Origin of the sequence: Psychrobacter sp. AOP31-B2-9, from assembly GCF_052378005.1 — a bacterium.
Lineage (GTDB): Bacteria > Pseudomonadota > Gammaproteobacteria > Pseudomonadales > Moraxellaceae > Psychrobacter.
On record NZ_JBQSXG010000015.1, the window covers coordinates 1 to 26,233 of the forward strand.

General features: G+C 42.0%; 17 protein-coding genes and 1 pseudogene. 4 read left to right on the forward strand and 14 right to left on the reverse strand.

Annotated features, from left to right (window positions below):
* The 13 genes and pseudogenes from ACT3SX_RS03305 to ACT3SX_RS03365 all read right to left on the reverse strand — a co-directional run.
* Nucleotides 1-674 (reverse strand): hypothetical protein (locus ACT3SX_RS03305; protein WP_442069520.1); only part of this gene is annotated, 674 nt, incomplete at its 3' end.
* Between the two features lie 113 nt (nt 675-787).
* Nucleotides 788-889, reverse strand: a pseudogene (locus tag ACT3SX_RS03310) (DUF2256 domain-containing protein); the annotation flags it as partial.
* 86 nt (nt 890-975) lie between these two features.
* The gene (locus ACT3SX_RS03315) at nt 976-2,742 is read right to left on the reverse strand and encodes a WG repeat-containing protein (protein ID WP_192518254.1); all 1,767 of its coding nucleotides are present in this window, start codon (nt 2,740-2,742) and stop codon (nt 976-978) included.
* A gap of 86 nt (nt 2,743-2,828) precedes the next feature.
* On the reverse strand, nt 2,829-2,966 hold the full coding sequence (locus tag ACT3SX_RS03320) for a DUF2256 domain-containing protein (protein WP_192518267.1): 138 nt from the start codon (nt 2,964-2,966) through the stop codon (nt 2,829-2,831).
* Nucleotides 2,967-2,981: 15 nt separating this feature from the next.
* Nucleotides 2,982-4,193 (reverse strand): M48 family metallopeptidase, encoded by a 1,212-nt coding sequence (locus tag ACT3SX_RS03325; protein ID WP_192518253.1) that lies wholly within the window; start codon nt 4,191-4,193, stop codon nt 2,982-2,984.
* Nucleotides 4,194-4,225: 32 nt separating this feature from the next.
* The gene (locus ACT3SX_RS03330) at nt 4,226-5,410 is read right to left on the reverse strand and encodes a YjgN family protein (RefSeq protein WP_192518252.1); all 1,185 of its coding nucleotides are present in this window, start codon (nt 5,408-5,410) and stop codon (nt 4,226-4,228) included.
* A 532-nt stretch (nt 5,411-5,942) separates the two neighbouring features.
* Complete coding sequence (locus ACT3SX_RS03335) at nt 5,943-6,095, reverse strand: DUF2256 domain-containing protein (RefSeq protein ID WP_192518251.1); 153 nt, start codon at nt 6,093-6,095, stop codon at nt 5,943-5,945.
* Nucleotides 6,096-6,147: 52 nt separating this feature from the next.
* A complete protein-coding gene (locus ACT3SX_RS03340; RefSeq protein WP_192518250.1) occupies nt 6,148-6,309 on the reverse strand; it encodes a DUF2256 domain-containing protein in 162 nt (53 codons plus the stop codon).
* Between the two features lie 51 nt (nt 6,310-6,360).
* Complete coding sequence (locus tag ACT3SX_RS03345) at nt 6,361-12,561, reverse strand: DNA repair ATPase (protein ID WP_192518249.1); 6,201 nt, start codon at nt 12,559-12,561, stop codon at nt 6,361-6,363.
* A gap of 411 nt (nt 12,562-12,972) precedes the next feature.
* A complete protein-coding gene (locus tag ACT3SX_RS03350; protein WP_192518248.1) occupies nt 12,973-15,051 on the reverse strand; it encodes a flotillin family protein in 2,079 nt (692 codons plus the stop codon).
* Nucleotides 15,052-15,247: 196 nt separating this feature from the next.
* A complete protein-coding gene (locus ACT3SX_RS03355; protein ID WP_192518247.1) occupies nt 15,248-15,907 on the reverse strand; it encodes an OB-fold-containig protein in 660 nt (219 codons plus the stop codon).
* A 110-nt stretch (nt 15,908-16,017) separates the two neighbouring features.
* Nucleotides 16,018-17,019 carry a PD40 domain-containing protein gene (locus ACT3SX_RS03360; protein WP_192518246.1) on the reverse strand — a complete coding sequence of 334 codons (1,002 nt, stop codon included), beginning with the start codon at nt 17,017-17,019 and terminating at the stop codon, nt 16,018-16,020.
* A 248-nt stretch (nt 17,020-17,267) separates the two neighbouring features.
* On the reverse strand, nt 17,268-17,753 hold the full coding sequence (locus ACT3SX_RS03365) for an META domain-containing protein (protein WP_192518245.1): 486 nt from the start codon (nt 17,751-17,753) through the stop codon (nt 17,268-17,270).
* Between the two features lie 425 nt (nt 17,754-18,178).
* On the opposite strand from ACT3SX_RS03365, the gene map reads away from it, so the two are divergent.
* Nucleotides 18,179-18,970, forward strand: a complete 792-nt coding sequence (map, locus tag ACT3SX_RS03370) for a type I methionyl aminopeptidase (protein ID WP_413038420.1) — start codon at nt 18,179-18,181, stop codon at nt 18,968-18,970.
* A 163-nt stretch (nt 18,971-19,133) separates the two neighbouring features.
* Nucleotides 19,134-21,881 (forward strand): [protein-PII] uridylyltransferase, encoded by a 2,748-nt coding sequence (glnD, locus tag ACT3SX_RS03375; protein ID WP_192518243.1) that lies wholly within the window; start codon nt 19,134-19,136, stop codon nt 21,879-21,881.
* Nucleotides 21,882-22,022: 141 nt separating this feature from the next.
* Here glnD and ACT3SX_RS03380 read toward each other — a convergent pair whose 3' ends face one another.
* Entirely contained in the window at nt 22,023-22,694 is a 672-nt protein-coding gene (locus ACT3SX_RS03380) for a hypothetical protein (RefSeq protein ID WP_192518242.1), read from the reverse strand.
* Between the two features lie 156 nt (nt 22,695-22,850).
* On the opposite strand from ACT3SX_RS03380, the gene dapC reads away from it, so the two are divergent.
* Entirely contained in the window at nt 22,851-24,083 is a 1,233-nt protein-coding gene (gene dapC, locus ACT3SX_RS03385; protein WP_192518241.1) for a succinyldiaminopimelate transaminase, read from the forward strand.
* Nucleotides 24,084-24,248: 165 nt separating this feature from the next.
* Nucleotides 24,249-26,219 carry a DUF294 nucleotidyltransferase-like domain-containing protein gene (locus ACT3SX_RS03390; protein ID WP_442062034.1) on the forward strand — a complete coding sequence of 657 codons (1,971 nt, stop codon included), beginning with the start codon at nt 24,249-24,251 and terminating at the stop codon, nt 26,217-26,219.
* Nucleotides 26,220-26,233: the final 14 nt, after the last annotated feature.

Sequence of the window (26,233 nt, forward strand, 5' to 3'; positions counted from 1 at the left end):
GTATATAACCATGCACCTCTATTAATTTTTTCAAAACTGTCTGGTAAAGCAGCGACAATCACATGGCCCATATTAAATAAAGGAACTACATCTGCATCAAGATTGGTAGATTGATAAAGATAAAATTCAGAACTGTCTTTCATTTTTACGATAATTTTAACAGTTTTAGCAAAATCCTTAGTACCAACGCATTGGTGAAAATGATATCTTTTTACATCCGCTAAAGATATGCTATGCAACTTATTACCTAGCGTAAAATCTAATTGACCCTCTTGTATTTGAACATTACCTTGCTTTATCCAATTGATATTTTTAAAAATAGTCTGAGGCTTTTCAATTAGCTGTGCTAAAAATATAACAGTGATTATTAAGATAATTAATACAGGTAGAACGGTTTCGAAAGCAAACATTAAGTAAAGCCCAAACGGAAAACTACTAATTATTAAAACAGAAGCAACTATAGTGACAATACGTTTTAAACTTGAGCGAGCATACGAAAAATTTATTTCATAAACCCAGCCCTTTTGAACAATTTCCTGATGATTATCAAACTGTATAGTTTGATACTCTCTTTTTTTGGGATGATTTTTTGACTTTCCTTTGGAATTATTTGCGAACTGTCTTCGGTTTTTCTTATTATGCTTCCGATGTTTTCTTTGTTTATATCTTTTCATTACTCTCGGTCTTTTCTAGTAGAGTACTCTTAACTGTAACAGTGTCGCTATCTTCAGTCTTTCGCAAAATTGGATTAGAACATATAGTGGTGTTGGACTATATTAACTTCAGCTCAATCTGATTTTACTTTTATCCGACGACACTTCTCCGAACAATAAATCACCTGCTCCCAGTCTTTCTCTCACTTCTTGCGCCACGTAAACGGGCGCTGGCAGACGGGGCAGGTTTACTTTTTATATACCATGACTGTCCTTTTGTTATATAGCGCTAGGCAAGGAATATTGTTTGATCAGTACAAAATCAATCTATCGTTTCTTCTACTACTTCCTCTGCTACGTCCATACTACCCCACGATTCAAAGATGATATTACCTTGCTTATCGATCTGTCTAGAATGCATATTATACTCTTCAGAGTTGCACGAAATAGTATTGGCCTCGTCATCAAAGCAGTCATCAACCTGAATGGTTCCGTGACTGAATGGCGGAAGTATTCTGTCAAACATATAGGGAATAACCAAATCCCCTTGCAGATTGGTAAATCCCCACTTATCCTTCTTCTTGACACCGAACATTCCTTCCGAGACTCGAGAAACATTGTCATACTCTACTGGTAAGACGATACTGCCTTGACTATTAATGATACCAAATTTCATATCGGCTTCATCTCTGTCACCTAAATAATAAATATAAAACTCATCATCGTTACTATCATTTGATAATGATTGCTGTAGTTCTTCAGCTATTGTTGTATTATCATCTACTTCTACATGTTTTTTGGCTACTATCGCATAACCATCTTTAAACTCACTGATCGCCTCATACTCAAAAGGCACAATTTGGTTGTCTTGAAAATCAATCACCCCCCATCTACCATTTAACTTAACCGCAGCGAGCCCTCCATGAAAATATCTATTGTCCTCATAGTGCAAGGGTATAACCTCCTCGCCTACAGTATTAATATAGCCCCAAAGCGTTGATTGATTCTCTTGAGAGGATTGCTGTTTATGATTACCAACCATCGCCAGTCCTTCCGAAAAATCATAAGCCTCATCGTAATCAACCATCATCAATGAATCAGAGCTATCTAAATAACCCCATTTACCATCAAGTTTTACACGGGTAGGTCCTTCCAAAGAGTTTGCGATATAATCAAATTTTAGCGGCGTTATTAGGTTATTTATGCCATGTATGCCATATTTACCGTTTTTAGAAACTTTAAAAGTATTTTCACTGATAATTTCTACATCATCGAACTCAGTAGGAACTATAATATTGCCTCTTTTATCTATTGCGCCTACTTTTCCATTTTTGGTAATGGATAGCCAGTTCTCGTTAGTCCATTGATTATCTGAATAAAAGCCATTATACATTGTAAATTCGAACTCAACGGGTTGTATCATATTGCCCTGATAGTCATAAATACCCACTTTGTCGTCATTAGACACGAATAAAATATCATTTGCTCGACGAATATCATCAAATTGCGCTGGTATGATAATCTTACCTGCCTGATTTATAGCACCTTGTTTACCGTCTAATCCAAAGATGGCGATAACATTTTCATTTAGTCGTGGATAACCAAAGCCATACACTATGCTATCGAACTGAGGTTGGATAACGATATCTCCCTTGGTGTTTATATATCCCCATTTATCATCTTGCTTAAATTCTGCTAACCCTACTGGGGTAAAATTCCATGCTTCTTGAAAATCAAATTCGGCTATTTTATGATTTGCCATGTCGATTAGCACCCACTTATCCACTTTTTTTACCAGCGCTCTACTTTGGATGAACTCTACTGGTGAATCATATTCAAATGGTATTACCGCAACCCCCTGTCGGTTGACAGCGCCGTACTTCTCTGTTGAGAGTTGCTGCGCAGGAGCAAGCTCATTACTAAACGAGCATAGCCAGTTAAAGCTAATATCTTCGGGTAGCTCATATCCCTGGTTTAACTCACAACCAAAGTTGGCATGAGCTTGAGACAGGCTTATTAATACCACAATAGCAAGAAAACTTTTGATGATTTGATTAATAAAAGAAAAGTGCGTAAAAGAGAGCGACATAGTTTTTATGTTCCGTTACAATTTTTAGTAGCGTTCATTGATTGGTTAAAATTGAATTAATCAAGGTTATACAATGTACTGTTAACTCAATCTGATTTATTTTTCCCTCGCCAACACCGCTCAGAACAACAAAAAACCTGCTCCCACTTCTTACGCGATGTAAATAGGCGCTGGCAGACGGGGCAGGTTTTTTGCGGTAGGTTTATTCTTTTACGTACCCTGATTAGTTTTTACGTTTTTCATTCGCAAACCTTTAACCCTTGCTCAAAGCACTTGCTATATTTTTCTGCCATTTGAATCCGTAACTGGGTATTAGGATGGGTCGATAAGAAGTCAGACAACCTCTCTCCTTCAACCTCTTCAGCTTTTTCATTATCGACTTTTTCATTGCTAACTTTATCTTCATCGTCATGCTCATGCGTAGCGTCATCGACGTCTGTTGTAGCGCTTATCGTCTTCGAATAGTCTTCCATCCGGCTCAGGATATCCACAAAAGCTTGCGGATCGATACCGATCTCAAGCATCTTGTTAAAGGCAAACTCATCTGCTTCAGTTTCGTATTGACGTGAGTAATGGCTTGATACCAGTGCAGTCCCTAGCCCCGTAGCAATTTCACTGATGCCGTCTGGGTTGCCTAATACCAGTATGACAATCATAGTCGTTAATGAGTTTTGAGTGAGCATCTCTAAGCCGTGACGCTCCACAACGTGGCCCATCTCGTGCAATAGCACAGCATCTATCTCATCATCATTTTTGCTTAACTCTACAAACTTATCTGTCAGGACGATATCACCCGATGGCAGTGCAAAAGCATTGGGCAAACTCGATCCATTGATGTTCATATCCCTAAAATGAATCTGATAATGAATTCTGTCATCACCGCCAAAGCGTTCAAGGCGTGTCTCAAATCGTGATTGAATATCCTGCTGTTCAGCGTCACTTATCTTAGTAGGCTGTAAAAAATAACTATCTACAAACTTTAATGACTTTTTGCCAATAAAGTCGCCTGTTGCTTGTGGTAAAGCATGTGCGACCGTTTGACTGGTCCAAGGAATGCCCCATTTGAAAAAACTAAGCACAAAAATAATCGTCAAAACCAGCATCGTTAATACACTGGTCATTTTTGTTTCATGACGATGTAAAAATAAATTCCATTTTGAACCTGTACTGCTACCTTGATGACTACTGATAAAGTTATCAATAGCATCATTATCGTGAGTCGTAAATAGTGATCCATCAGCGAGTGTAAGCTTACGCTCAGTATTGCCTAGGCGGTCACTGATCGCAACTTGCGACCACTGACCACTGATATTCTGACTACGCTCAAATCCACTCCTAGTCTCATTAGATACAATATCTACCTCGTATCTCGTTTTAGTGACTGTCAGTTGCGCGGTATATTGCACCGAGCTGTCTTTGGGATACCATTTGCCTGATATTGAATTCATCATTAATACTCTCACTGTATCCACTAGTGTCTGGCTTAGATTGCAATGTCTATATCGATATCTAAGACATCACCAATCTCTTCACCAATAGCAGACTGCTCTTGCTCTTTTTGGGTCAAATAACTATTGATATCTATATCCGAGGCTTCTATCCAAGAGTTACTCGCGATATAACGAGCCACACGGACTTTTGCCCAAGGTAATGCTAAACCAGCAGTAAATAAAACCATTAGCATATTTGTCACTAAGATATAAAAGTAGCGTTTAGCAGCAACGGTTGACCTAAAACTGATGGCTTTATCTAACGTGGTGTTTTCAAATATATACTGGCGTTGACGGCTAAATGAATAGGCGGTAGCGAATAAAAACGTAGCAATAAAACCAAAATATATAACTAAGAAGCCAACCACGAATAATGGACTTGCCTCTGCGTTTTCAATATCGTTAGAAATACTACCAAGATCAAACCCACCTGATATGGTAGCTGCGAATATTAAGCCTGAAAGTATTGATAGAACAATCAAACAGCCAATAATGATGAGTATTTTCTTAAGTTGAATTTTTACAAACTTTGAAGTATTGATATTGATGAAAAAATCACCTTGGCCAAATTTTGTATTACCAATCTGATATTCAGCTGCTTTTTTAGTGAACAGCCCTATGACAAAGACACCTATCGCTATCGCTGCGATTATACCTACTAAAAATATCATGAAGGCAAAGATTACGTTAAGACCTTCATCTAATTTTGACATTGGCAATATGCTGCCAAAGAAAAGCAACAACATTGCTAAATAACCCAATATAGGGATAAGCATAAAAATAATATAGGCTGGTTTTAGGTTACCGTTGAAGCTAAAGCGCACGTTACTAAAGCTGGTCATGCGCATATTAAACTTTAGGCTGCGCATGATAATCCAAGGAATAAAAGCAAATAAAACAATGGGTAAAATTGCACCAATAGTAGGCAAAACAGAGCCTACAATCTGTAAAGCAAATAATATAAACACACCGATTAAATAGCCCAGAAATAATTGCTTTCCTGTTGCATGGTAATCAAAATATCGATCTGCATATTCAGTATTCGCATAAAAATATCGGCGCGTACGTACTTTCGCCCAAGGATAATAAATCCCTATAGTGACAATGCACAATAAAACATTAACGATCCATATTTTAAAATACTCTGTTCCGTCACCTTTAAACTGTATTTGTTTCATCCTATCCCTAAAGCCTTATAAAATTTTGGTGAATGTTTATTTTAAACAAGTTGAATTAAGTGCATTTTTGCACTATTAATAAATAACGGAAAATTTAAAAAAGCATTATAGATTATAAGTTTAGTAACTTCGAGGACTTTATAAAATTTTGTTGATTAATTTTTAATATGAGGTGATTTTTAAAGAAAGGACGATGAAATACAATTAATTTATCGTTTTGGATTCATCAAATAAGACTGTTTATGCTGGGCTGTATCTTTAATTCACTCGATAACCTTCTAAATATAGTTATTCCACTATAGTCGATCCACTATAAGATAAGTACAGCGATACGAGTTACATTTTGCGCAGCCTCTGTCTGCTGCGTAGGCACCGCAAGCAAGAAAAATGTAACCTGTATCGCGTGGTTGTATCTTTTTTATTTAGGACTGGCTATATAAAAGTATAGGGTCTGTTGAACATTCAAATATTAGGACTGCTGATCGCTAAAATCGCATCAAACTAGGCGTAAACCGACGATAATGTCGAGACCTTAGCTAGGTTTATCTTTATCTCTCCCTCGCCGACACCGCTCAGAACAATAAATCACCTGCTCCCAGTCTTTCTCCCATTTCTTGCGCCACGTAAACGGGCGCTGGCAGACGGGGCAGGTTTTTTGCGGTAGGTTTACTTTTTTATGTGCCATCGTCTGCTCCCTTATCTTTATCTTTCCAAATTTTTATGACCAAACCTGAGCCTTATTGATGATGCTCGACACCCTCATACTTCTTAACTCGGCGGCACTGGTCTGAGCAATAAACCATATTGTCCCAGTTTTTATCCAACTTCTTTGTCCAGCTAAACTCGCGCTCACAAACTGGACATTCTTTTTTGCGGACGTTCTTCTTTTTGTGCGCCATAGCTTTCTCATTGGTTTGTTTACTACATTAGTCACTGGTCACTATAGCCTACTAATCATAGTCATCAAATATTTTGTTTAGACGATTGAGACTGTTGACGATTAGCTTGCCAGATTGATCAGTACTGGTATCAATCGCCAGCTTCTCATCCATACGCATCGTCAATGGCGCCAGTGCTTCTTTGAGAGCATTTGCCATCAGTGCAGTCTGCTGCTGCACATTAGGTATATCGTTCTCTGCTAGCTGATTAGCATTTACCTGATTGTCATTATTGCCAACCAAGCTATCTGCCATTTTTTGCGCCAGTTGCTCCACCGCATTGACCAGCTGCACCATAAGCTGTTTTTGTACATATTGGTTTTGCTTGAGATGCTCGCCTTCGGCTTTATGATCATGCTTATAGATTTGTATCAGCTGGCTCATACTCTTCTCAAAGCCATTGTCGATGCTGTCGCTGACCACTTTGGCATTGTTAATGACGCTATCGGCGAGGACTTTTTGTGCTTCTATCTGCGCCTCAATCTGAGTGTCTAACTGCGCTTGTTGCTCTGCTGCGCGTAAGCGAGCGATTTTCTCTGGGTCATTTTTGGATAAGTAGGTTTCAAACTGGCTACTGATGGCATTGAAGCCACTGGCCAAGTCAACCAGTTGGGCGACGATACGCGCACCTGTATCACCATCTTCACCGCCCATGGCTTTGTTACGTAAGAAGTCCGCTTTGATCTGCTCCCAACGCGCTTTTTCTTCTTCGCTCAAGGTGCCGCGCATCTCACCGAGTTTAAGTAAGTTGCTCTCCGCGCCTTGGGTCAATAGCTGCGACTCGCCCAAATAGTGATCATCTATTAGCTGGTTCAGCTCACTTTCGTTCATGACCGCCGACAGCTTTTCGGTCATCTTGTTCATATTACGATAACTGCCTTGCAGCTTAAATATCGGCTCAACACGGTACTTATCATCTTGTGAAGCAGAGGCAATATAGGCCTGATTGACGTCCAAAATAACCGATTGCACAGCAAACATATGACGCAAGATTGCGACAATTTCATTAATCTCTGAAGTACTATACGGATAGGTCAACTCGCTGCTTTGTGCTTGGGCAAGGTTAGCATTGTCCGCTTTTGCTATTTTAATCAAACGATGTACATCGCTTAAATCACGGTTGGCCATTGGTGCAAGTACCGTATTAGAAGTCAGCGAGTTTTCGATATAACTGAGGGCAAACACCTCTTCCATACCGCTCATGATATCGCCTAAGTTGTAGATATCGGCACGGTTGGCCAGCATATCAGGCACTTTAAATGCCTCACCGCTTTCGGTATATGGGTTACCTGCCATGACCACGCAAAACTTTTTACCACGCATGTCATAGGTTTTGGTTTTACCTTGCCAGACGCCATCGATACGGCGTGTGCCATCACCCAATGAGATAAATTTTTGCAAAAACTCCGCATGCGTATGCTGAATATCATCGAGATAGAGCATGACGTTATTGCCCATCTCAAAAGCTAAGTTGATTTTATTCAGCTCTTCTCGGGCAGTCGCATTCGGGGCTTTTTCGGGATCTAATGAGGTGACATCGTGACCGAGCGATGGACAGTTAATCTTCATAAAGATTAAGCCCAAACGATTTGCCACATACTCCATCAAGGTCGTCTTACCATACCCTGGTGGCGATATCATCATGAGAATACCCATCAAATCGGTACGCTTATCTTCACCGACCGTACCCATCTGTTTGGCGAGGTTGTCACCAATAAGTGGCAAATAGCTCTCATTAATCAGGCGGTTACGTACAAATGAGGACAACGGACGCGGCATGAACTCATCTAGTCGCAACGTCTCTTTTGAATCATGCAAAATCTCTGAGCGCATGGCTAGATAACGTCTATAGGCAGGGATAACTTGAGTATCATGATGATGCAGACGATTTAAGAAGTCGTCGACGGCAAAGGTTAGAGTCTGCTGATGAATGCGTGGATGCTCACCTAGCAAGTTATTCACCTGAATCTCAAGCGATACCTTGCCGGTACTACGCTCAAAGCTTTGCACTTGATTGAGCGGGTTGTTAATACTGGTCAATGATGTAGTCGATGAAACTGGCGATGAGCTGATTGAAGAAAATGACAAGGCCGATGGTGTTCCACTTGCGCCTTGATTATCTATTTTTTTACTACCTTGCCCTTTATTAAAAGCCCCTTTATCAAAGCTAGCACCTGATTCAATAAGGCGCTGCACCAAAGCTTCACGTTGGGCATCGTTCAATTGAGTGAGTAATACAGCAATCGCCTCCGGCACATAATGACGGCCACTTTCTAGCTGCTGTTTGCGTAACGCTTCTTTTGCTGCAATCTTGGCCAGCTGCTCTTCACTGAGCTCGCCGTCTTCATCGGTACCATCCGCTGCTGCATTGGCCGAGTCAGTATCACCGTAAGTCTTATCAAGTAACGCATGAAACCATGTGGTCAAGAGCTCATAGGCTGATTTTGGCTGAAAACCGAGCTTGCCGATTGAGGATTGTAATTGATCAAAACTGGCAGTCGCTTGCATACTCGCTGATGAAGCGCTTAGCGTTTGGCTTAGCTGCTCACACAACTGCTGCGCTTGTTGGCTGGTTTGCCAGTGTATTTTATGCGTACTGGCATTAGGGGTAACGGCTTGCATTGACTGCCCCATGACACTAACCAGATACTCACAGGCCAGTTGCACATAGCTTAGCTTAAAAATACTAGGTTTAAAGATACTAGCACTGTAATCGTCACTTATATTTTCATCTGTTTCTATAGTCAGCTCTTTAACAGTTTCATCACTACTGTCGTCGTTATAGGTGCTCACAAAATCACGCATCACTTGAGCCATGTCTTCGACCAATAGCGATTTGGCCTTATCACTACCCAATGCACGGCGTAGCTGCTCGGCGGTCGCGGCTCGATCTGTCCAGTTACTCGCGCGCGTCAGTACAGACTCACTCAGCCAAGCGTCGTAACCGAACTGGCGTAAGCTGTCTAAGCCAAGCGCTTGTACGATATTGAGCTGCCAATAAAACAACTGCGCCAATGCTCGTACTTGTGGGGTATAAATCAGCAGCCCTGCCTCACGTAGCGTCGGCAATATCTGCATCAGTAATAACGTCGCATCATGATCATGAATGCCTTTGTCATAACCTAGCTGATAGCGAGGGGTGGCGTACGCTTTGACCAATTTGGACAACGGACTGTCATTATCAATATCACCATTAACATCGAGGGTAATGATGGTCGCATCGTATGCTTGATATAAACGCTCTTCGGTTAAGCCGTCCTGACTGTTTTTGGCGCTCTCAATGATGCTGTATGCCAAATACTCAGCGCGGTATACCTTGTCAGACTCAGAAGCGATATTCATGTCCCAATACGGACGCAAAGCGTTCAGCTCAGCATTATTGAGCACTTCATAATAGTCTGTGCCCGTTAGATGCAGGTTTAATACACGTGTGCCATCTGACTGCTGACGGCTCAGTAAAGTCAAATCCAATGGCTGAGTATTGACCGAAAAACGGTGCTTGCCCAGTTTGATGATCTGACCACCATCTTCAAACAAATCCGACTTATCTTTTAGACTCTTATAACTCTCGATTTGAATGGCTTTTAGGCGAGCGTCGATGTCATCTGCTTTGACGCTAAAGTCCATCGCTTGTAACTCTTTTGCGATGTTACGGACTTTTTGTACCAGACCATCAGCCGCAAAATACGTATTGAGCGCTTCTTCCTCGGTAAATCCTGTGACGCCAGTGCTTTGTGTCCGCTTTTTGATACTTTCGAGCATTCGTAGCGCGCCATCACCTAAGTTTTGCGCTTTACGGTTACGAGCATCGAGCAATTGCTGCTTATGGTTTTCAAAAGTCTCATAAATCTCTTCACGCTTACTGATGATATCGGCTAAAAACTGATCGCCGCTGTTGGTCTCTGGATCAGCGAACTGGCTTTCTAATTCTTCTAACTGTACTAGCAGCTTTGCCATTTGCTCATCTGATTTTTCAGGGGTATTGGCAATAGATAACGCATTGGCAATCGACTGACCAAACAGCTTAAACTGCGCACCAAATTGCGCCACAGCCTCAGCCGAGCCTAAGTTTTTACGCTTATGATTAAGCTTGGCTTTGCTCTGGTTTAGGCTGGCATAAATGGTCGATATGTCGTCGATAATTTGCGTACGCACCGTGGCATCGGCTACGTCCAGTGTGCCTAGCAGCTCAGTTAGTAGATCCAAACCTTGCGCGGTCTCGTCGATTTTCTCTAGTACTGGCTTTAGCTCCGCATTGGTTTCAGCGGTGTTTAAGCGCTCACTGACATCAACCAATATGCCTTCGTAGCTTGATAGTGCCTCTTCACCACTCAAAAATAGCACGGTCTTTTCAGCCAACTCGCTCTCGGCTTCTTCTAACTGCGTCTGCAATGCTTGTAGTTTATCGGCATCTAAATAACGCAAATCCTCCAAACTAACCAAGCGGCCTTTTTGGCGTCTTAATGCGGACAACTGTTCGACATAATCGCTGGCAGACTCAAAGCTAGTGATGCGTATCTGCCGCAAAATCTCACTTTGCTGTGTATCGGCATCGCTTAATGCGGTTTGGGTTTGCTTTTGGATGCTTTGTACTTTAGCGAACTCGTCAATGACCAGTTCAGCCGTGGCCGTCACTTCTTTAATACTGCTGGCGACTTCGCTCAGTTCAGGCTCAGACAACCAGTAATAGCTGTCAAAGAGTCGGCTGGTATTATTGGTCAGCTCTTCATAGAGCTTTTGTGACACGCTTTGATTATCAATCAGGCGCGTGATGCTATACAGATCCGAGATGCCGCGTACCAGCTCTTTATTGCCAATTTTGCCATAAAAACTGGTGCTCTCAGGCAACTCGCTTACATATTCAGGTGAGGCATAAGGCGTGTGCCATATCTGCATCGGATGAATGCGAGATGGCTCGCTTTGGTCGCTAAACAGCACCAAACGCCCATCTTCTGCCAACGCCATACCGTTACAGTAAATAGGGTTTGCCAATTGCTTTTTAATCAAGTTATAAGGAAACAGACCCGTGACGCCCAAGTCTCTGTCATAGAATAAGAATAGAACGTCTTCTCCATTTGGCGATACAATTTTACGCTTAAAGCGCAGGTCGGTAGCGCCAACATTATTGGCCTCGAACAGCTTATACTCACCGGTCTGTAGGTAATAACCACCCGGAAACATAATGCCATGGTCTTCTGGTAGCTGGACACACGACTGTCCAATCGCATCCAACCGCATAACCGCTTCGGTCAAAGTGTTATAAACAAAATAACGGTAGTCCTCTTCACGGTAAGGCAATATTTTGAGCAGTATTAGACTACCGACTTTGGCATAAGCAATTTCAGCATCCGTCAGCGATTGGGTGCGATCATTGACCGGTTCGCTATAAATCCCCTGGCCGGACTGCGTATTGTCCTCAATTTTGATGGTCAGATCGCCACCGACCGTTTCCACAAATATCGTATCCAAGATATTCATATGTGGGTATTTGCCATTGATCATCTGATCACGGGTGGTCTCAATCCAGTCGAAATCATAAGCAGGTGGCAACTCGATATCACGCTCGCCTCGATTATCCACATAAGCGACTTGCGCCGACTCTGGCGTACCTTGACTAAAATCTAATGCGAAACGGAACACTCGAATATCAGTGATGCGCTCACCAATCTGAAACGCCAACAGTAACTTGCTGTCTTTCACTGTTATTTGAATCAGGCGCGTTTGCTTGTAATAGCGATATAACTCATTGAAGTCTTGGACAAAGGCATCTTGATCTAAAAAAGTACCCTTTAAATCGACTTCTTCGAGCTGATACTCTTCTTCGTTACCAGCTGGCTCGTTCAGACGATATAGCGACAATACATCCTTAATATTGCTCGCACGCTTGAGCCCCATAAAGACGTTATAACCAAATAGCAGATAATCACCAACCTGCACCATATCCTGCGCCACACAGTTGTGCTCGGTACGAATACGAGTACGGGCGATGACTTGCATCTGGGTGCTGCCAAACTCTTCGAGACGCGCATTATTTAGCGTCTGCGTCTGCTGCTCTAAACGGCCGCCTTGTTCCGTTAGACGTTTTTTGATGAGCTCATAAGCATTGCCTGAAGCAACTGCCTGATCGGTTTGGTTTGCTTGATTAGCATTATTATTGTCGTTGCTATTATCGTTGTTGCTATCTGAGTTCTTTGAAGTTTGCGTATCCGCCATCGTTACTCGTCCGTTTCTGTTTTTACATAATATAGTCAATCCTTTATAAAAGAGCTACAGCGTTAACCTCGCTTGAAGTATCACATATACATCTGCACTCGGTTGCCTTGTATCTCTTTTAAACTGAATCCACTATAAGAGAATTTTGGGCAATAAAGGATCATTGAAAGTAAAGAAGCACTTGGCTAATCTAAGAAAACGAGTCGTCACTGCTGTTTTTTTAGATTAGCCAACTCATCGTTATTCATCGTTCTGAATCACTGTGAGTTAGCCAAAAAAATCTGCCGCCTAAACGACAGATTTTGAATTTCAGAGAATATTACTTATTTATACTGTTCGATAAAAACTTGCTTATTGGTAAAAAACTTACTCACTAATACTTACCCGTTAAGACTAGGCATTTAGACCCTATTAGTAAGTCGTTTTATCATCATTTTGCTGGTTAGATTTCATAGCTTGACTGGCCATCACGCCATTGATGATACCGCTCAATGTGTCTGACTTACCCGCTAAGCCATCAATGGCTTTACCGATAGACAGTGACTTGGCAAAGTTGTCAAAGAAATGCGCTTCGCCGCCAACAATATCGATTTTGGCTTTCTGTAGCGCCACTGCCAATACTTCAGCATTTTCTTTCGCAATCTCTTTACCAGCGTCAATAGAGGCAAGCGCTTCTTGCAAGGCAGTTTCAAGCCCCATGCGGAACTCTTCGTGTTCACGTGCTTCTTTGCTCATGCTACCCATGGCATTGAATTTTTCGACCAGACCATCTGCTTCGGCTTGGAAGTGCGCGCGAGTAACTTCGGCTTTTGCCAATCCAACTTCGCGTTCTGCTTTGGCACTAGACTCACCGCGAGCTGCAATGATTTCAGCATCGGCCATGCCTTTTTCGCGCTCAGCTCTGGCGGTAGATTCACCGCGAGCTGCGATGATTTCTGCGTCTACCATACCGATATCACGCTCAGCTTTTGCCTTAGACTCGCCGCGAGCAGCGATAACTTCGGCATCTGCCATGCCTTTTTCACGTTCTGATTGCGCTTCGGCTTGTCCTGTCGCTTTGATGATGTTGGCTTTAGCAATGCCTTCTTTTTCAAGCGATGAAGCCTTGGCTTCTTGAATAGCGGCTTCGGCGAAACCATGTGCCGACTCTTCTGCTTTGATACCTTCGGCCATTTTAATTTTGGCTTCTGAATCTTTGGCTGATGCTTCAAGATTAGCGGCAGCAAGCGTCGTAATCTCAACAGCTTTGTGCTTAGCAGACAACTCTTCTGCTTCGGCTTTTTTGACCTGACGTACTTTGAGCTCTTCGGCATCGGCTTCTGCTGCTAAGACGCGTGTTTGCTTATTTCGATCCGCTTCACTAACTTCTCGAACTTCTTTGATACGCTCTTCTTCTTGCGCAACGGTTTTGTCCACTGCGATACGTTCACGAATGACGTTAGCGATTTCTTTTTTCTCAAGCTCAATCGCGCGTTCAGCTTCGATACGTTGCAAGTCAACTTCACGCTCACGAGAGACGATTTCTAAATCACGAGCACGCGTGACTTTTTCTTCTTCGATCACGACTGCACGCAGACGATTCTGTCCAGCCACTTCTATTTCACGCTGCTGATTCTCACGCTGAATGGCCAAGTCTTGCTCAACCGTGATAATAGCGGTTTCAGACTTTTTACGCTCTTCTTCTTCAATTTTGCGAGTTTCGGCAGTTTCGCGTGCAATCACTGACGAGATTTCACGCTTCTGCTTGGCTTCTGCATCAGCTTGTTGACGCTCAAGCTCAAGCATGGCTTCAACAGTTTCAACATTTTTCTTCTTAACCGCTAGCTCTTCATCACGCTCAAGTTCATTAGTAATAACATTTTGCGTAGCCGTCAACTGGGTAATCTTTTTGATACCTTCAGAATCCAAGATATTGCTTGAATCTAATGATACTTTTGGCGTTTGCTCCAGATAGTCAATCGCAACATCTTCTAGGACATAACCATTTAGATCATTACCAATTTCTTTGACAATGCTGTCACGAAACTCGCTACGATTTTCGAATAGTTTGACAAAATCAATCTGTTTACCAACGGTTTTTAATGCTTCAGAGAACTTTGCATTAAACAGCTCATTAACAGCGACTTTATCTGATGCTCTATCTACCCCAACCGATTTGGCGACTTTTAGCACATCTTCTTCGGTTTCATTGACGCGTAAATAAAATGCCACGGTAATATCAGCACGCATGTTGTCTGCGCAAATCAAACCTTCTTTACCGCGTCTGTCCACTTCTAATGTGATGAGCGATATGCGCATCAATTCTTTTTTATTGATAACTGGCCAAACAAAACCACCATCAAAACGTACAGCTATTTTACTAACGCCGTTAATAATCAGCGCTTTACCCTGCTCAACCTTTACATAAAAGGCTTTGAGCATCAGCAGCGCTGCCATGACGAAAACAAACGCCAGCACAACCACCACGCCGACGATAATGAGTATGTCCATATTCATTCCTTTAATTAAAACATTCTACAATCAATTCCATGTAAATCAGATACGGTGGCAAGCATGCTAAGCCTAGTGTTTACCGTGCTTTTTATAGCACGTGCGCTTTGCAGCCCTGCTAATCACCGTCGCTATATCTGAGTCACTTTGAACCGACTATAACCAAATTTAAAACTGTTAGGTGCTATTAATAGCTTTACAATGCTTCTTTATCTTCCACAACAGCAACTCGATAAGTATTGGCATCTGTTAAATACTCAACCAACATCACTTTATCTCCTTGCTTGAGTAAATTATCATCGATATCTGAGCGTATCTTTAGTATCAACCCTGCACCGCCATCATTAAGCTCTGCTTCGCCATGCTTATGTGTCACGCTAAGTGTGCGTACCACAGCAATTTTACCTATATTGCTAGAAGCATTACGTTTAGGAATTCTGGCAATGTTTTTGCGAATGGGTGAAATAATGAGACCTGTTAACCACATAGATACCACCAAGACAAGAACAAATGCACCAGTGCCAAAGACGTAATACCAAAGACCAGAATCAAAATTTTGGTGTAAAAAACTGGTGTATAAATAGCTTAACAACCAACCAATCAAACTGATTAAACTAAGAATAATGATGAGAGGTACGCCATACAAACCAAATTTGAGTAAAAGTCCAGAGACAAAACCCGATGAAGTTAAGTCACCACCGTCTCCAGTTGCATCACCTATATCGACTGTATCCATATCTGCCATACCTAGTAAGGAAACTATCCAATACAAGGTCACAAACATCACCAATCCAGTAAAAATCACCGTAGGGTATAGACTGATGTTAGTAATGAATACTAAAAACGACTCTTGCATTACACGCTTTCTCCTTTTATATACCTATAACCTAGGTTTTCAGAATCAACTTATGTTTCTTTATTAATAATTATATAGATATCTCACTATATAATACATAGATTTCGTCATCATCGGCCCCAAACGGGAGAGCGAATGACCCCGCCAGCCTCACTACTAATCGTAAAATTGGTGTTACCCGTTAGTGATTGAATAACCAAATTCCCCATATTAATAGAGCCTTGATTACTCACTACAGAAGCGCTCATCGGATAGACTGCATACTGTCCAGATGGTGACAATCGCGCAGGCTCATCGAGTCCTGTTTCTGCTAGAAATAGTATCTGCCCTGTAGCCAATGTCATAATTGCAGCTTTACTGCCATCAAGATAAGCCAATTGCTGCCCATCTAAGCTGAGCTGAGGACTGGCAGCATAACTGCCTGTAGACAAGCGCTCGGCTTTGCCATCATCGAAACGGTATCGATAGATGCTTGGGCGTCCAGCACGAACTTTATCACTGGTATACACGAAGCTTTTGCCATCTGGCGCATAACTTGGCTGTACCTCAGTGCTTGATAATGTAGTCAACTGTTTGGTATTACCATCGCTGAGACGCATCTCATAGATGTCTGCATTACCGCCGACGGTTGAGCTATAGAGGAGTTTTTGACCATCAGGTGAGAACGACGCGGACATGTTACTGCCTTCAGCATTAACGATCAGACTTTGTGTGTTACTTTTTCGGTCATAGATATAAATTTTTGGGTTTTGACGTGCTGCTTGTTTGCTATAAGCAAGCCATTGACCATCCGCAGACCATGCAGGCGAATAGATATAACCATTTATCTGATCAACCAACTGACGATCGCCACCATCAGGACGGATGCTATACAGTGTCGATATTTTTGCAGCGCCCATGCCATGCTCTTCTATATAAGCAATACGTCCTTGGCGATCTATCGCTGGCATTTTAGCGGTTAGTGGATTACTCGCCGTCATATCTACAGATGTTTTCGATACGGTGCTTGGCAATGTCTGACAACCCACTAAAACGCTAGTCGCAGCAATGATAACTGTGCTACTTATCGTATGCAGGTTTATCGTTGGTTTTGATACAAAAGCTTTTAGCATAAGGCAAGTCCAATAGTCGTTCATAGATAGATTTGTTATAAATAAACACTGATAAGTTATCGATAGCTACGCTACACGATAGTGTTTAGATATAAACAGTTACACTAGTGTAACGTACATTTAACTTTGATTTTAGACAAAAAAAGCCCCACTATTCGTGAGGCTTTTTTAAACAGATATATCGTGTTAAAAAATGATTTTTAGATAATGCTCGTTGTACCCAAATTACCTATAGTGAATAGGTAGGTTTATTTAGAAACGGCTTTAAAGTGCGCAACTTGGCTGTCGTTCTTAATGGTCAGAATAGGTGTATTATTAACATTATTATTAATACTATACTTGCCATCTACAGTCGCTAAAGCTGCCGCATCAAAACTGGCCTGAGGCTCAGGGCATGCCATCATTGTGCTCATGCCTTGAGTGAGGTTTACCTCACCATCTGTCACACTATACCCTGCACCCATGCTGTTACAAGTGTTTATAAACGCAACTCGATTGTTACCTTCGACGGTCATAAATTTTAAAGTAAGAGGTTTACTCTCATCAATAAACAAAGAATTTATACGTTCACCATTAGTATCCTTAGCATCGACCAGTTGCCAATCGTTGGCTTGCAAAAGGTTTGATGTGACTGGTTGAGTGACTGGTGCGGTAATACTTGTGGTCTGGCAACCAGCAGCCAGTGTGCCTATAGCCAGTGTTGCCGCCATCATCATGCTAGTTGTGTTCTTCATATAAACTCCTATAGTGATTTTATTCAAAAGATTAAAAAACAATATTACGTACGCTCAGTGAGCGTTATCGTTAGAGCGTGTTTGATATTCAACCATAGCACTGACAACGACTATTGCTGCATGTTCAACACGCTTTATTATAATGGACTTATTGCTTTATTCATTGACCAAAATAATGTAGACCATTATGCATAACGAATACCTGATTGTCGTTATAGATTGAGTATATGATTGCAACAATCATCAGTTCAGTATTGCTTGATAGCTTTTTGCTAACCTAGCTTGCCAGACATAGCGCGAGCTGCTCACTTTTTAAAAGCAGGTAGATAAGCGGTTAGACTTGCCAACCAATCTTCCAAAACAGTCATTGATGCATTTATGCTATAATTCACCCTATTCATTCCATAACTATAAGTACGATTATGATGACTAAAAAATCCCTTATCCAATCTCCAGAAGCCATAGAAAAAATGCGTGTCGCCGGCAAGCTTGCCAGTGATTTGTTGGTTATGTTAGACGAACACGTAAAAGTAGGTGTTAGCACCGAAGCGTTAAACCAAATTGCTCATGACTATATTGTCAATGTACAAGATGCTATCCCTGCACCACTCAACTATAATGGTTTCCCAAAATCAATCTGCACCTCGGTCAACCACGTGGTTTGTCATGGTATTCCAAGTGAGAAAAAACTGCTAAAAGATGGCGATATTATCAATATCGATGTGACCGTAATTAAAGACGGCTATTATGGCGATACCTCAAAAATGTGGATCGTTGGCAATGGCTCTATTATGGCCAAGCGTATCTGCAAAGTGGCACAAGATGCTCTCTATGCAGGTATGAGCGTCGTCAAAGACGGTGCACGTTTGGGTGATATTGGCGCTGCAATTCAAGAAGTGGTCGAGCCTGAGCGCTTCAGTATCGTACGTGAATTCTGTGGTCACGGTATTAGTAATGAATTCCATCACGAACCACAAGTCATGCACTATGGCAAAAAAGGCACTGGCTTTGAGCTAAAAACGGGCATGACATTCACCATCGAGCCTATGATTAATGAAGGTAAGTGGCAGACCAAAATCTTACCGGATGAATGGACGGCAATTACCAAAGACCGTAAGCTATCTGCTCAGTGGGAGCACACGATGGTCGTCACAGATAATGGCTGTGAAGTATTTACTGTCCGCCCTGAAGAAGATTTAAGCTTTTTAACTCAGTAATATAATAAAAGATCGCCTAGGCGGTCTTTTTTTTGCACTATAATCAAGATAAATTAAGTATTATGCTTACTGATATTTAGAGTTCTGATAACCATGTCCTTCAAATAATAAAACAACCTTAAGCTCAAACAGCTGCCTTTAAACTCTTAATTGGATAACACTTATGTTTAATTGTGATATCACTTCTATTGACCTAACGTCCCTACCTTTGCTACCTGATGATGCAGAAACAGATACATCAGTATCAACGGATAACGACGCGGCCGAAAAATGGCTACTGGAGATCCCTAACTGGTTAACTCAAATTAATGAAGACATCAATCGAGCACTTGAGCGTGGTGTCAATATTCGTCAATTGGTTGAGGTTCGTTCCTGTGCCATCGACGAGTTACTGATTGCTTTATTTAAATTTTTTGAGTTAGATAAAACTGACTTGGCTTTCTTTGCCACTGGTGGGTATGGGCGTGGCGAGTTATCGCTGTATTCAGACATCGATATTTTACTGCTATCTCCTGATGAAATTGACACTGATACTAGTGGAAAGATTGATCGTTTGGTAGCGTTACTATGGGACATAGGATTGGACCCTGCACTTTCTGTGCGTACGATTGAAGATGCCTTAGAAGCAGCACTTGATCACACCATTGCCAGTGCTCAGTTAGAAGCTCGACTGTTGATTGGTAATGAAGACTTGCAAGATGTTCCAGTAAAAATTGTCAACGAGCAGTGGTCGCCGCGGCAGTTTTTTGAAGTAAAAATCGAAGAAAGTAAGGTACGCCACTTACAGCACAATGCCACAGAATACAATCTTGAGCCAAATATCAAGACAGCTCCTGGTGGTTTACGCGATATTCATGTCATCGGCTGGGTGACCAAACGTTACTTTCGAGTGGGCAAACTGTACGACTTGGTGCAGCAAAACTTTTTGACCGAAAAAGAGTTTGACGAGCTGAGTTTTGCAGAAGGATATCTATGGCAAATACGTCACTATTTGCACGTATTGACCGGTCGTAACGAAAACAAGTTACTGTTTGATTATCAGCGTGAGATTGCTCAATTGATGGGCTATGAGACGCAGCCAGATGATGAACCTAATGCTGCAGTAGAACGCTTTATGCGTGATTACTATCGCTGCGCCATGCAGATATCAACACTATCCGAGATGCTGATCAATCATTATTACGAAACGATTATAGAACCAAGACTGACTGATGATGAGAGTCCCAAAAAACAGCCCATCAACGCACGTTTTAACCAAATAGGTGATCAAATATCGATGGCGCATCATCGCGTCTTTGCTCAGCACCCTGACGCTATTTTAGAGATGTTTTTATTGATGGGTCAGCACAATATTAAAAACGTCCGCACCCATACCCTACGCGCGCTAAAAATTGCTGCACGCGGTATCGATCAAGTTTACCGTGACAATCCCGCTCACCAAGCGCTGTTTTTAGCCAACCTAAAAGAACAAAACTACCTGTTTCATCGCCTGCGTACGATGAATCGATATGGCGTCTTGGGTAACTATATTCCTGCGTTTTCACAAGTAACGGGGCTGATGCAGTATGACTTATTTCATCGCTATACCGTTGATGCACATACCTTGTTTTTGATTCGCATCCTCCATCGTTTCACTGACCCACGGTTTTATGAAGACTTCCCGTTGGTCAGCTCTATCTTTCAACGCATCGAACGAAAAGAAATCTTGGTACTGGCAGCAATGTTCCATGACATTGCTAAAGGTCGTGGTGGTAATCATAGCGAGCTTGGGCAAACCGAAGCCATTGAGTTTTGCTTGACGCATGGCATGAGTTTGGCGGATGCTAATTTGGTTGGCTGGCTGACACGTTACCATTTATTAATGTCGATGACCGCTCAGAAAAAAGACATATCAGACCCAGAGATTGTGACTATATTTTCAGACCTAGTGGGCAATGTCACCCATCTCAATCATCTATACGTGCTAACCGTCGCTGACATGAACGCCACCAATCCACAATTATGGAACAGTTGGCGCGCCACGCTAATGAAACAGCTATACTCACAGACTCGTCGTATTTTGCGTGCTGATATTGATGCACCGACCAACCGCCAAGATATGATCAGTGCCACACGTAAACAAGCCTTAACCATGCTAGATAATGTAAACAATCAGCACATGAATCGCGATGAAGTATTGAGGCTATGGGACGATTTGGGTGATGAATATTTCTTGCGTGAGATCGCTGAGGATATTTTATGGCATACCGAGGCTATCTTGAATCACCCCCCTATTGGACTTGCATCCAATACAGATAGTCCACCGCTAGTCGTACTACGTGAGCATAGAGAGCTGGCACTTGATGCCGTTCAAGTATTTGTTTACACCCAAGATCAAGAAAACTTATTTGCGGTTACCATGGCAGTGTTCGATCAGATGAATCTGGATGTCTTGGACGCACGAATCATCACTGCTACCCGTGATTTTGCGTTGGACTCTTATGTGCTACTAGATCCGAACGGTACACTATTAATTGACGAAGACAGCCAAAAGGATCTCAAGCAGCGTTTGATTAGTGCCTTTAAAGATCCAACAGTATTAAAAATTACAAACAAGCGGATTCCACGTCAGCTTCGAAACTTTGAGGTAACCACAGTTATCAATTTTGAGTTCAATGAAGCCTCAGATCAACACGTCATGAGCTTAGAAACGCTTGATCAGCCTGGGCTATTGGCACGAGTTGGACAAGTGTTTTTGGAAGAGAAAATTGAGGTACATGCTGCCCGTATTACCACCTTAGGCGAGCGTGCAGAAGATATGTTTTATATCAGTGATCATAACGATAAGCCGCTATCTACTGACCGACTTGACTCTCTGAAAGCAGCACTGCTTACCAGTCTCAGTGTGCAGAAAGACTGTCCTCTCTATTAGGTATCATTCAAGAGTTAATAAAAAACATAATAAAAAAGCATGACATTGATAAAACGATCAATGCCATGCTTTTTTCTGTCTAGTTTTTTTAATATCTAATCTTTTTAACATCTAAGGCGCACCTCAGAGCAAAGCTAATTCCTATAAAGTGCTTTTATATATAATCTCACTAGCATGTTCATTAAGTTCATCATCAGCGAGGTCTGGCGGCAGAACCTCTGCCTCAGTCTGTTTTTGCGTCAGCATTATACGCCCAGTATCGACCTCTCTTTGTAACAGACAATGTAAACTGGCCAAATGAAAGCTTTGATCAAAATACTCATACAGCTGTCTTAAGGAGATAGGTGAATTGGCATGTACGTCTGGATAAAGACTGTCTTCTGCCAAGATAATCATCTCATTCAGCGCTTCTTCACGTTGCAACTCATCTTTATCAATCTTGCGTTGCAAAATATTAGCCATGCGACCTTTTAGTGACAGCATGACAATAAAAATCACTGTCTGTATGGCAAACAAAGCAACATACTGCCATACAGGCAGCATGATGCCCAACAACTTACTAAGCAGCATCAATAACATCGCCACGATGACATAGCTGACCAACTGCCATAAGAACCACATCATCAAGCTATTTTCACCGTACCAAAACAGTTTTTTCTCTTTACGGCTAGTGAGCTGCTGCCGCGCTTGCCACCAACATTGTTCGCGCTGTTTTAATAGCTCATATAGCTTATCTCGCGATAAGTTATCGTCAGAATTTTTATCGTTGATATCTTTAGCGTTTGGACTATCGGGTTGTGTAACACCAGGCATATCAAATTGTCCTTACCATAAACTATCATCAAGGCTGACAGCGGCTTATTGTACTGTTATAAGAAAAAGACAAAAAACAAGAGAAGTGCTACACTGCTTGAATGTAATTTTTCTTTATAACTTTATTATTAATTGTCTATTATAGTTACCCTACTTATGAATCACAACTTAACGTACCTGCATCCTTACCCTTTCGCAAAAATGGCAGCGTTACTTGCCAATAGCACGCCAGCCGATAGCTACAGTGAAATCAAACTAGGCATTGGCGAACCAAAACATGAGCCACCAGCATTTGTACTGGACGTACTACACGAAAATTTGGACAAAATAAGTCGTTATCCAACCACCAACGGTATGTTTGAACTGCGTCAGACCATCGCTCATTGGCTGGAAAAGCGGTTTTTTTTGAATCATGTCGATGCCAATACCGAAGTATTACCGGTAATGGGCACGCGTGAGGCTATTTTTAGCTTGGTACAAGCAGTTGTCGATCATAAAGTCATCGACACAGCAAACCATTCGTTATCTGTATCAGGTAAGCCTCCTGTAGTTGTGATGCCCAATCCGTTTTATCAAATCTATGAAGGCGCAGCGATACTGGCACAAGCAGCGCCATACTTTGTACCCTGCACATTAGATAATGATTTTAAAGGAGATTACCGAGCAGTACCCAAAGAAGTGTGGGAGCGTACGCAGCTATTATTCGTTTGTAGTCCTAACAATCCAACTGGCTCTGTCATGACAATGGATGATTGGGAGTATCTGATTCGTCTGTCAGATCAATATGACTTTATCATTGCCAGCGATGAATGTTATAGCGAGCTTTATTTTGATAGCGCCCCTATCGGTCTATTACAGGCTTGCGCAATACTTGGTCGCCACACCTTTAAAAACTGTATCGTCTTTCATTCTTTGTCCAAACGCTCAAACCTACCAGGTTTGCGGTCTGGATTTATAGCAGGTGATGCCGATATTTTACAGGCTTATTTGCAATATCGTACCTATCAAGGCTGTGCGATGCCGATACCGCATCAACTGGCTTCTATCGCTGCTTGGCAAGATGAAAAACATGTGGCAAATAATCGCTCACTCTATCAAGAAAAGTTTGCCTTATGGATGTCTGAGCTTGGTGAGCTATTAGAGTTACGGATGCCTGATGCAGGATTTTATTTTTGGATAAAAGCGCCTGAGCAGTTCAATGGTGATGATGAGCTGTTTGTCAAAGCGCTATATGAGCAGGCAAATATTCATGCATTAGCAGGACGCTATCTCTCACGTGAAGTAAATAGCAGCAACCCTGGGCAAGGATATGTGCGTATTGCTTTGGTCGCTAGTGTCGAAGAAAGCCGTGAAGCGATAAGCCGTATTCGAAAATTGCTTGGTGCATAGTTAAATTCGCGATATCAACATCCTTACTTGACACAATAATTGTGCTATTTACCTGCAATAACCATAATATAAATGTGGTTATTGCAGGTTTTTTATGTGAATGATGCTATAGTAATGATCTATAAGTAATTACCTATAGTCCAATATGCCATCAAGGATGATGCCATGCCCCATCTTGATTTTACCCAGCCGCCCTTTGATGTACTCAGTTTAGCTGAACGCCAAAGTATCAGGAAAAACACGCAAATACGCTATCTTGCTAAAGATGAAAGCTTGCTTGCAGAAGACTTACAGTACCTTTATGTAGTCATTAAAGGACAGGTTGAGCAATTACTCGACGGTGAGTTTGTCGTCTCTTATTTAGGTAGCAATCATTCTGATCACCTTAACAACAATGATTGGTTCGATAGCCGTCGCCAGCCTGAGTCACTGACTGATAACACTCTCACCAAAGAGGCTACAGGGCTTGCAAATAAAGCTAAAACTTATCAATTTCGAGCTACCGAAGACACTCTACTGCTTCAAGTGGCTGGTAGCACTGTTGACAAAATCAGTGCTCAAAATCATCTAGTTCGCCAAATGCTATCAGACAAGCTTCCTGAGCGACTCAAAGCACTACAACAGCGCCGTCACAACACAGGAACTGACCCAACCATCTATACCAATCAACAAGAAGTGCAGCAAATCATGCTGCAACCAGTGATTGATGTCCGTTTACTTCCAGTACATATCGTTGATGCCAATAATAGCCTGTATGACGCTGCTAGCGTTATGACCCAAATAGGAATAAAGCACGTACTGGTAAGACCATCGACTTATGTACAAACGATAAAAGAAGATGTACAAGAGACATCATACGGTATAGGTCATCTACTAGGTATTTTAACCGATACCGATATTTGCCGCGCCGTGAGTGAGCAAAAAAACCCTGCCACGACGTCATGTCAAGATTATGCCAACTTTAACCTGCGTACCATCAAGTCTGATGATGAGATTGGCGATGCGCTACTAACCATGACTCGTTATCGTATCCATAGACTGCCTGTGCTAGATGACCAAGGTAAGGTTATAGGTATCCTTGGGCAAAGCGACATGCTCGCTCATATCAGCCATCATTCACAGCTCATTAGTATTCAAATTGAACAAGCAAAAGATCTGACGAGCCTAGATACCGCAGTCGAACTTATCGGTCGTTATATTCGTGCACAGCATCAAAATGGCGTCAAAATCGGTAACATCAGCCGCATGGTACAGACGCTCAATGCACAAGTATTTACCAAGCTTTGGCAACTTATCGTACCTGATGAGGTCATGGTCAATACTTGCCTCATCGTCATGGGCTCAGAAGGTCGTGGTGAGCAGATCATGCGTACTGATCAAGACAATGCACTCATCATACGTGACGGATACACACATGATGACTTGGCACAGTTTGCCGACTCCTTTAATCATCATTTGGCAAACCTTGGTTATCCACTGTGTGATGGCAACATCATGATGACCAACCCTATATGGCGACAACCGCTAAAAGCATTTAATACCCAAATCAACTCATGGTTTAGAAATACCGAACCAATGCATGGCATTTATTTATCCGCCATCCTCGATGCTGAATACGTCTGCGGTGATGAATCATTATTGACTCAAATACGCCAACATCTAAAAGTAGCCCACCGACAGTCAGACCCTATGTTTGTACGTCAGTTCGCACGCGCCGCGCTACAGTTCGGTGACGTAAACCAATGGTGGCAAAAGTTTGTCCCACTACTGGGTAATAAGTCAAACTCGCAAGATATTGATCTAAAAAAAGCCGGTATCTTTCCATTGGTTCACGGTATTCGCACCTTAGCATTAGAAAATGATATTTTGGAAGTGCCCAGTAGTAAAAACCGGCTCAAAGCCTTGGTGCAAACTCAAGCCTTGACCCAAGAGCGTGCCGACACTTTATTAGAAGCATTAGAGTTTTTTATGGCGCAGCGCTTATCAGTTGCGCTCTCTACTGACGATAAGTATGCTCGGCAAGTAAATCCAATGACGTTAACTGCGCTTGAGCGTGACTTGCTAAAAGAGTGTCTAGCTGTGGTAAAAAGCTTTAAAGCTCAGCTCCGCCAGCACTATCAATTAGAGATTTCATAAATGGATGAACAACC

Excerpts from the sequence above, each read along its gene's own strand:
- dapC (WP_192518241.1), top strand. The coding sequence starts at position 22,851 with ATGAATCACAACTTAACGTACCTGCATCCTTACCCTTTCGCAAAAATG.
- ACT3SX_RS03330 (WP_192518252.1), bottom strand. The coding sequence starts at position 5,410 with ATGAAACAAATACAGTTTAAAGGTGACGGAACAGAGTATTTTAAAATA.
- ACT3SX_RS03355 (WP_192518247.1), bottom strand. The coding sequence starts at position 15,907 with ATGCAAGAGTCGTTTTTAGTATTCATTACTAACATCAGTCTATACCCT.
- ACT3SX_RS03380 (WP_192518242.1), bottom strand. The coding sequence starts at position 22,694 with ATGCCTGGTGTTACACAACCCGATAGTCCAAACGCTAAAGATATCAAC.
- glnD (WP_192518243.1), top strand. The coding sequence starts at position 19,134 with ATGTTTAATTGTGATATCACTTCTATTGACCTAACGTCCCTACCTTTG.
- ACT3SX_RS03360 (WP_192518246.1), bottom strand. The coding sequence starts at position 17,019 with ATGCTAAAAGCTTTTGTATCAAAACCAACGATAAACCTGCATACGATA.
- ACT3SX_RS03390 (WP_442062034.1), top strand. The coding sequence starts at position 24,249 with ATGCCCCATCTTGATTTTACCCAGCCGCCCTTTGATGTACTCAGTTTA.
- ACT3SX_RS03315 (WP_192518254.1), bottom strand. The coding sequence starts at position 2,742 with ATGTCGCTCTCTTTTACGCACTTTTCTTTTATTAATCAAATCATCAAA.
- ACT3SX_RS03340 (WP_192518250.1), bottom strand. The coding sequence starts at position 6,309 with ATGGCGCACAAAAAGAAGAACGTCCGCAAAAAAGAATGTCCAGTTTGT.
- map (WP_413038420.1), top strand. The coding sequence starts at position 18,179 with ATGACTAAAAAATCCCTTATCCAATCTCCAGAAGCCATAGAAAAAATG.
- ACT3SX_RS03350 (WP_192518248.1), bottom strand. The coding sequence starts at position 15,051 with ATGGACATACTCATTATCGTCGGCGTGGTGGTTGTGCTGGCGTTTGTT.
- ACT3SX_RS03345 (WP_192518249.1), bottom strand. The coding sequence starts at position 12,561 with ATGGCGGATACGCAAACTTCAAAGAACTCAGATAGCAACAACGATAAT.
- ACT3SX_RS03325 (WP_192518253.1), bottom strand. The coding sequence starts at position 4,193 with ATGATGAATTCAATATCAGGCAAATGGTATCCCAAAGACAGCTCGGTG.
- ACT3SX_RS03335 (WP_192518251.1), bottom strand. The coding sequence starts at position 6,095 with ATGGCACATAAAAAAGTAAACCTACCGCAAAAAACCTGCCCCGTCTGC.
- ACT3SX_RS03365 (WP_192518245.1), bottom strand. The coding sequence starts at position 17,753 with ATGAAGAACACAACTAGCATGATGATGGCGGCAACACTGGCTATAGGC.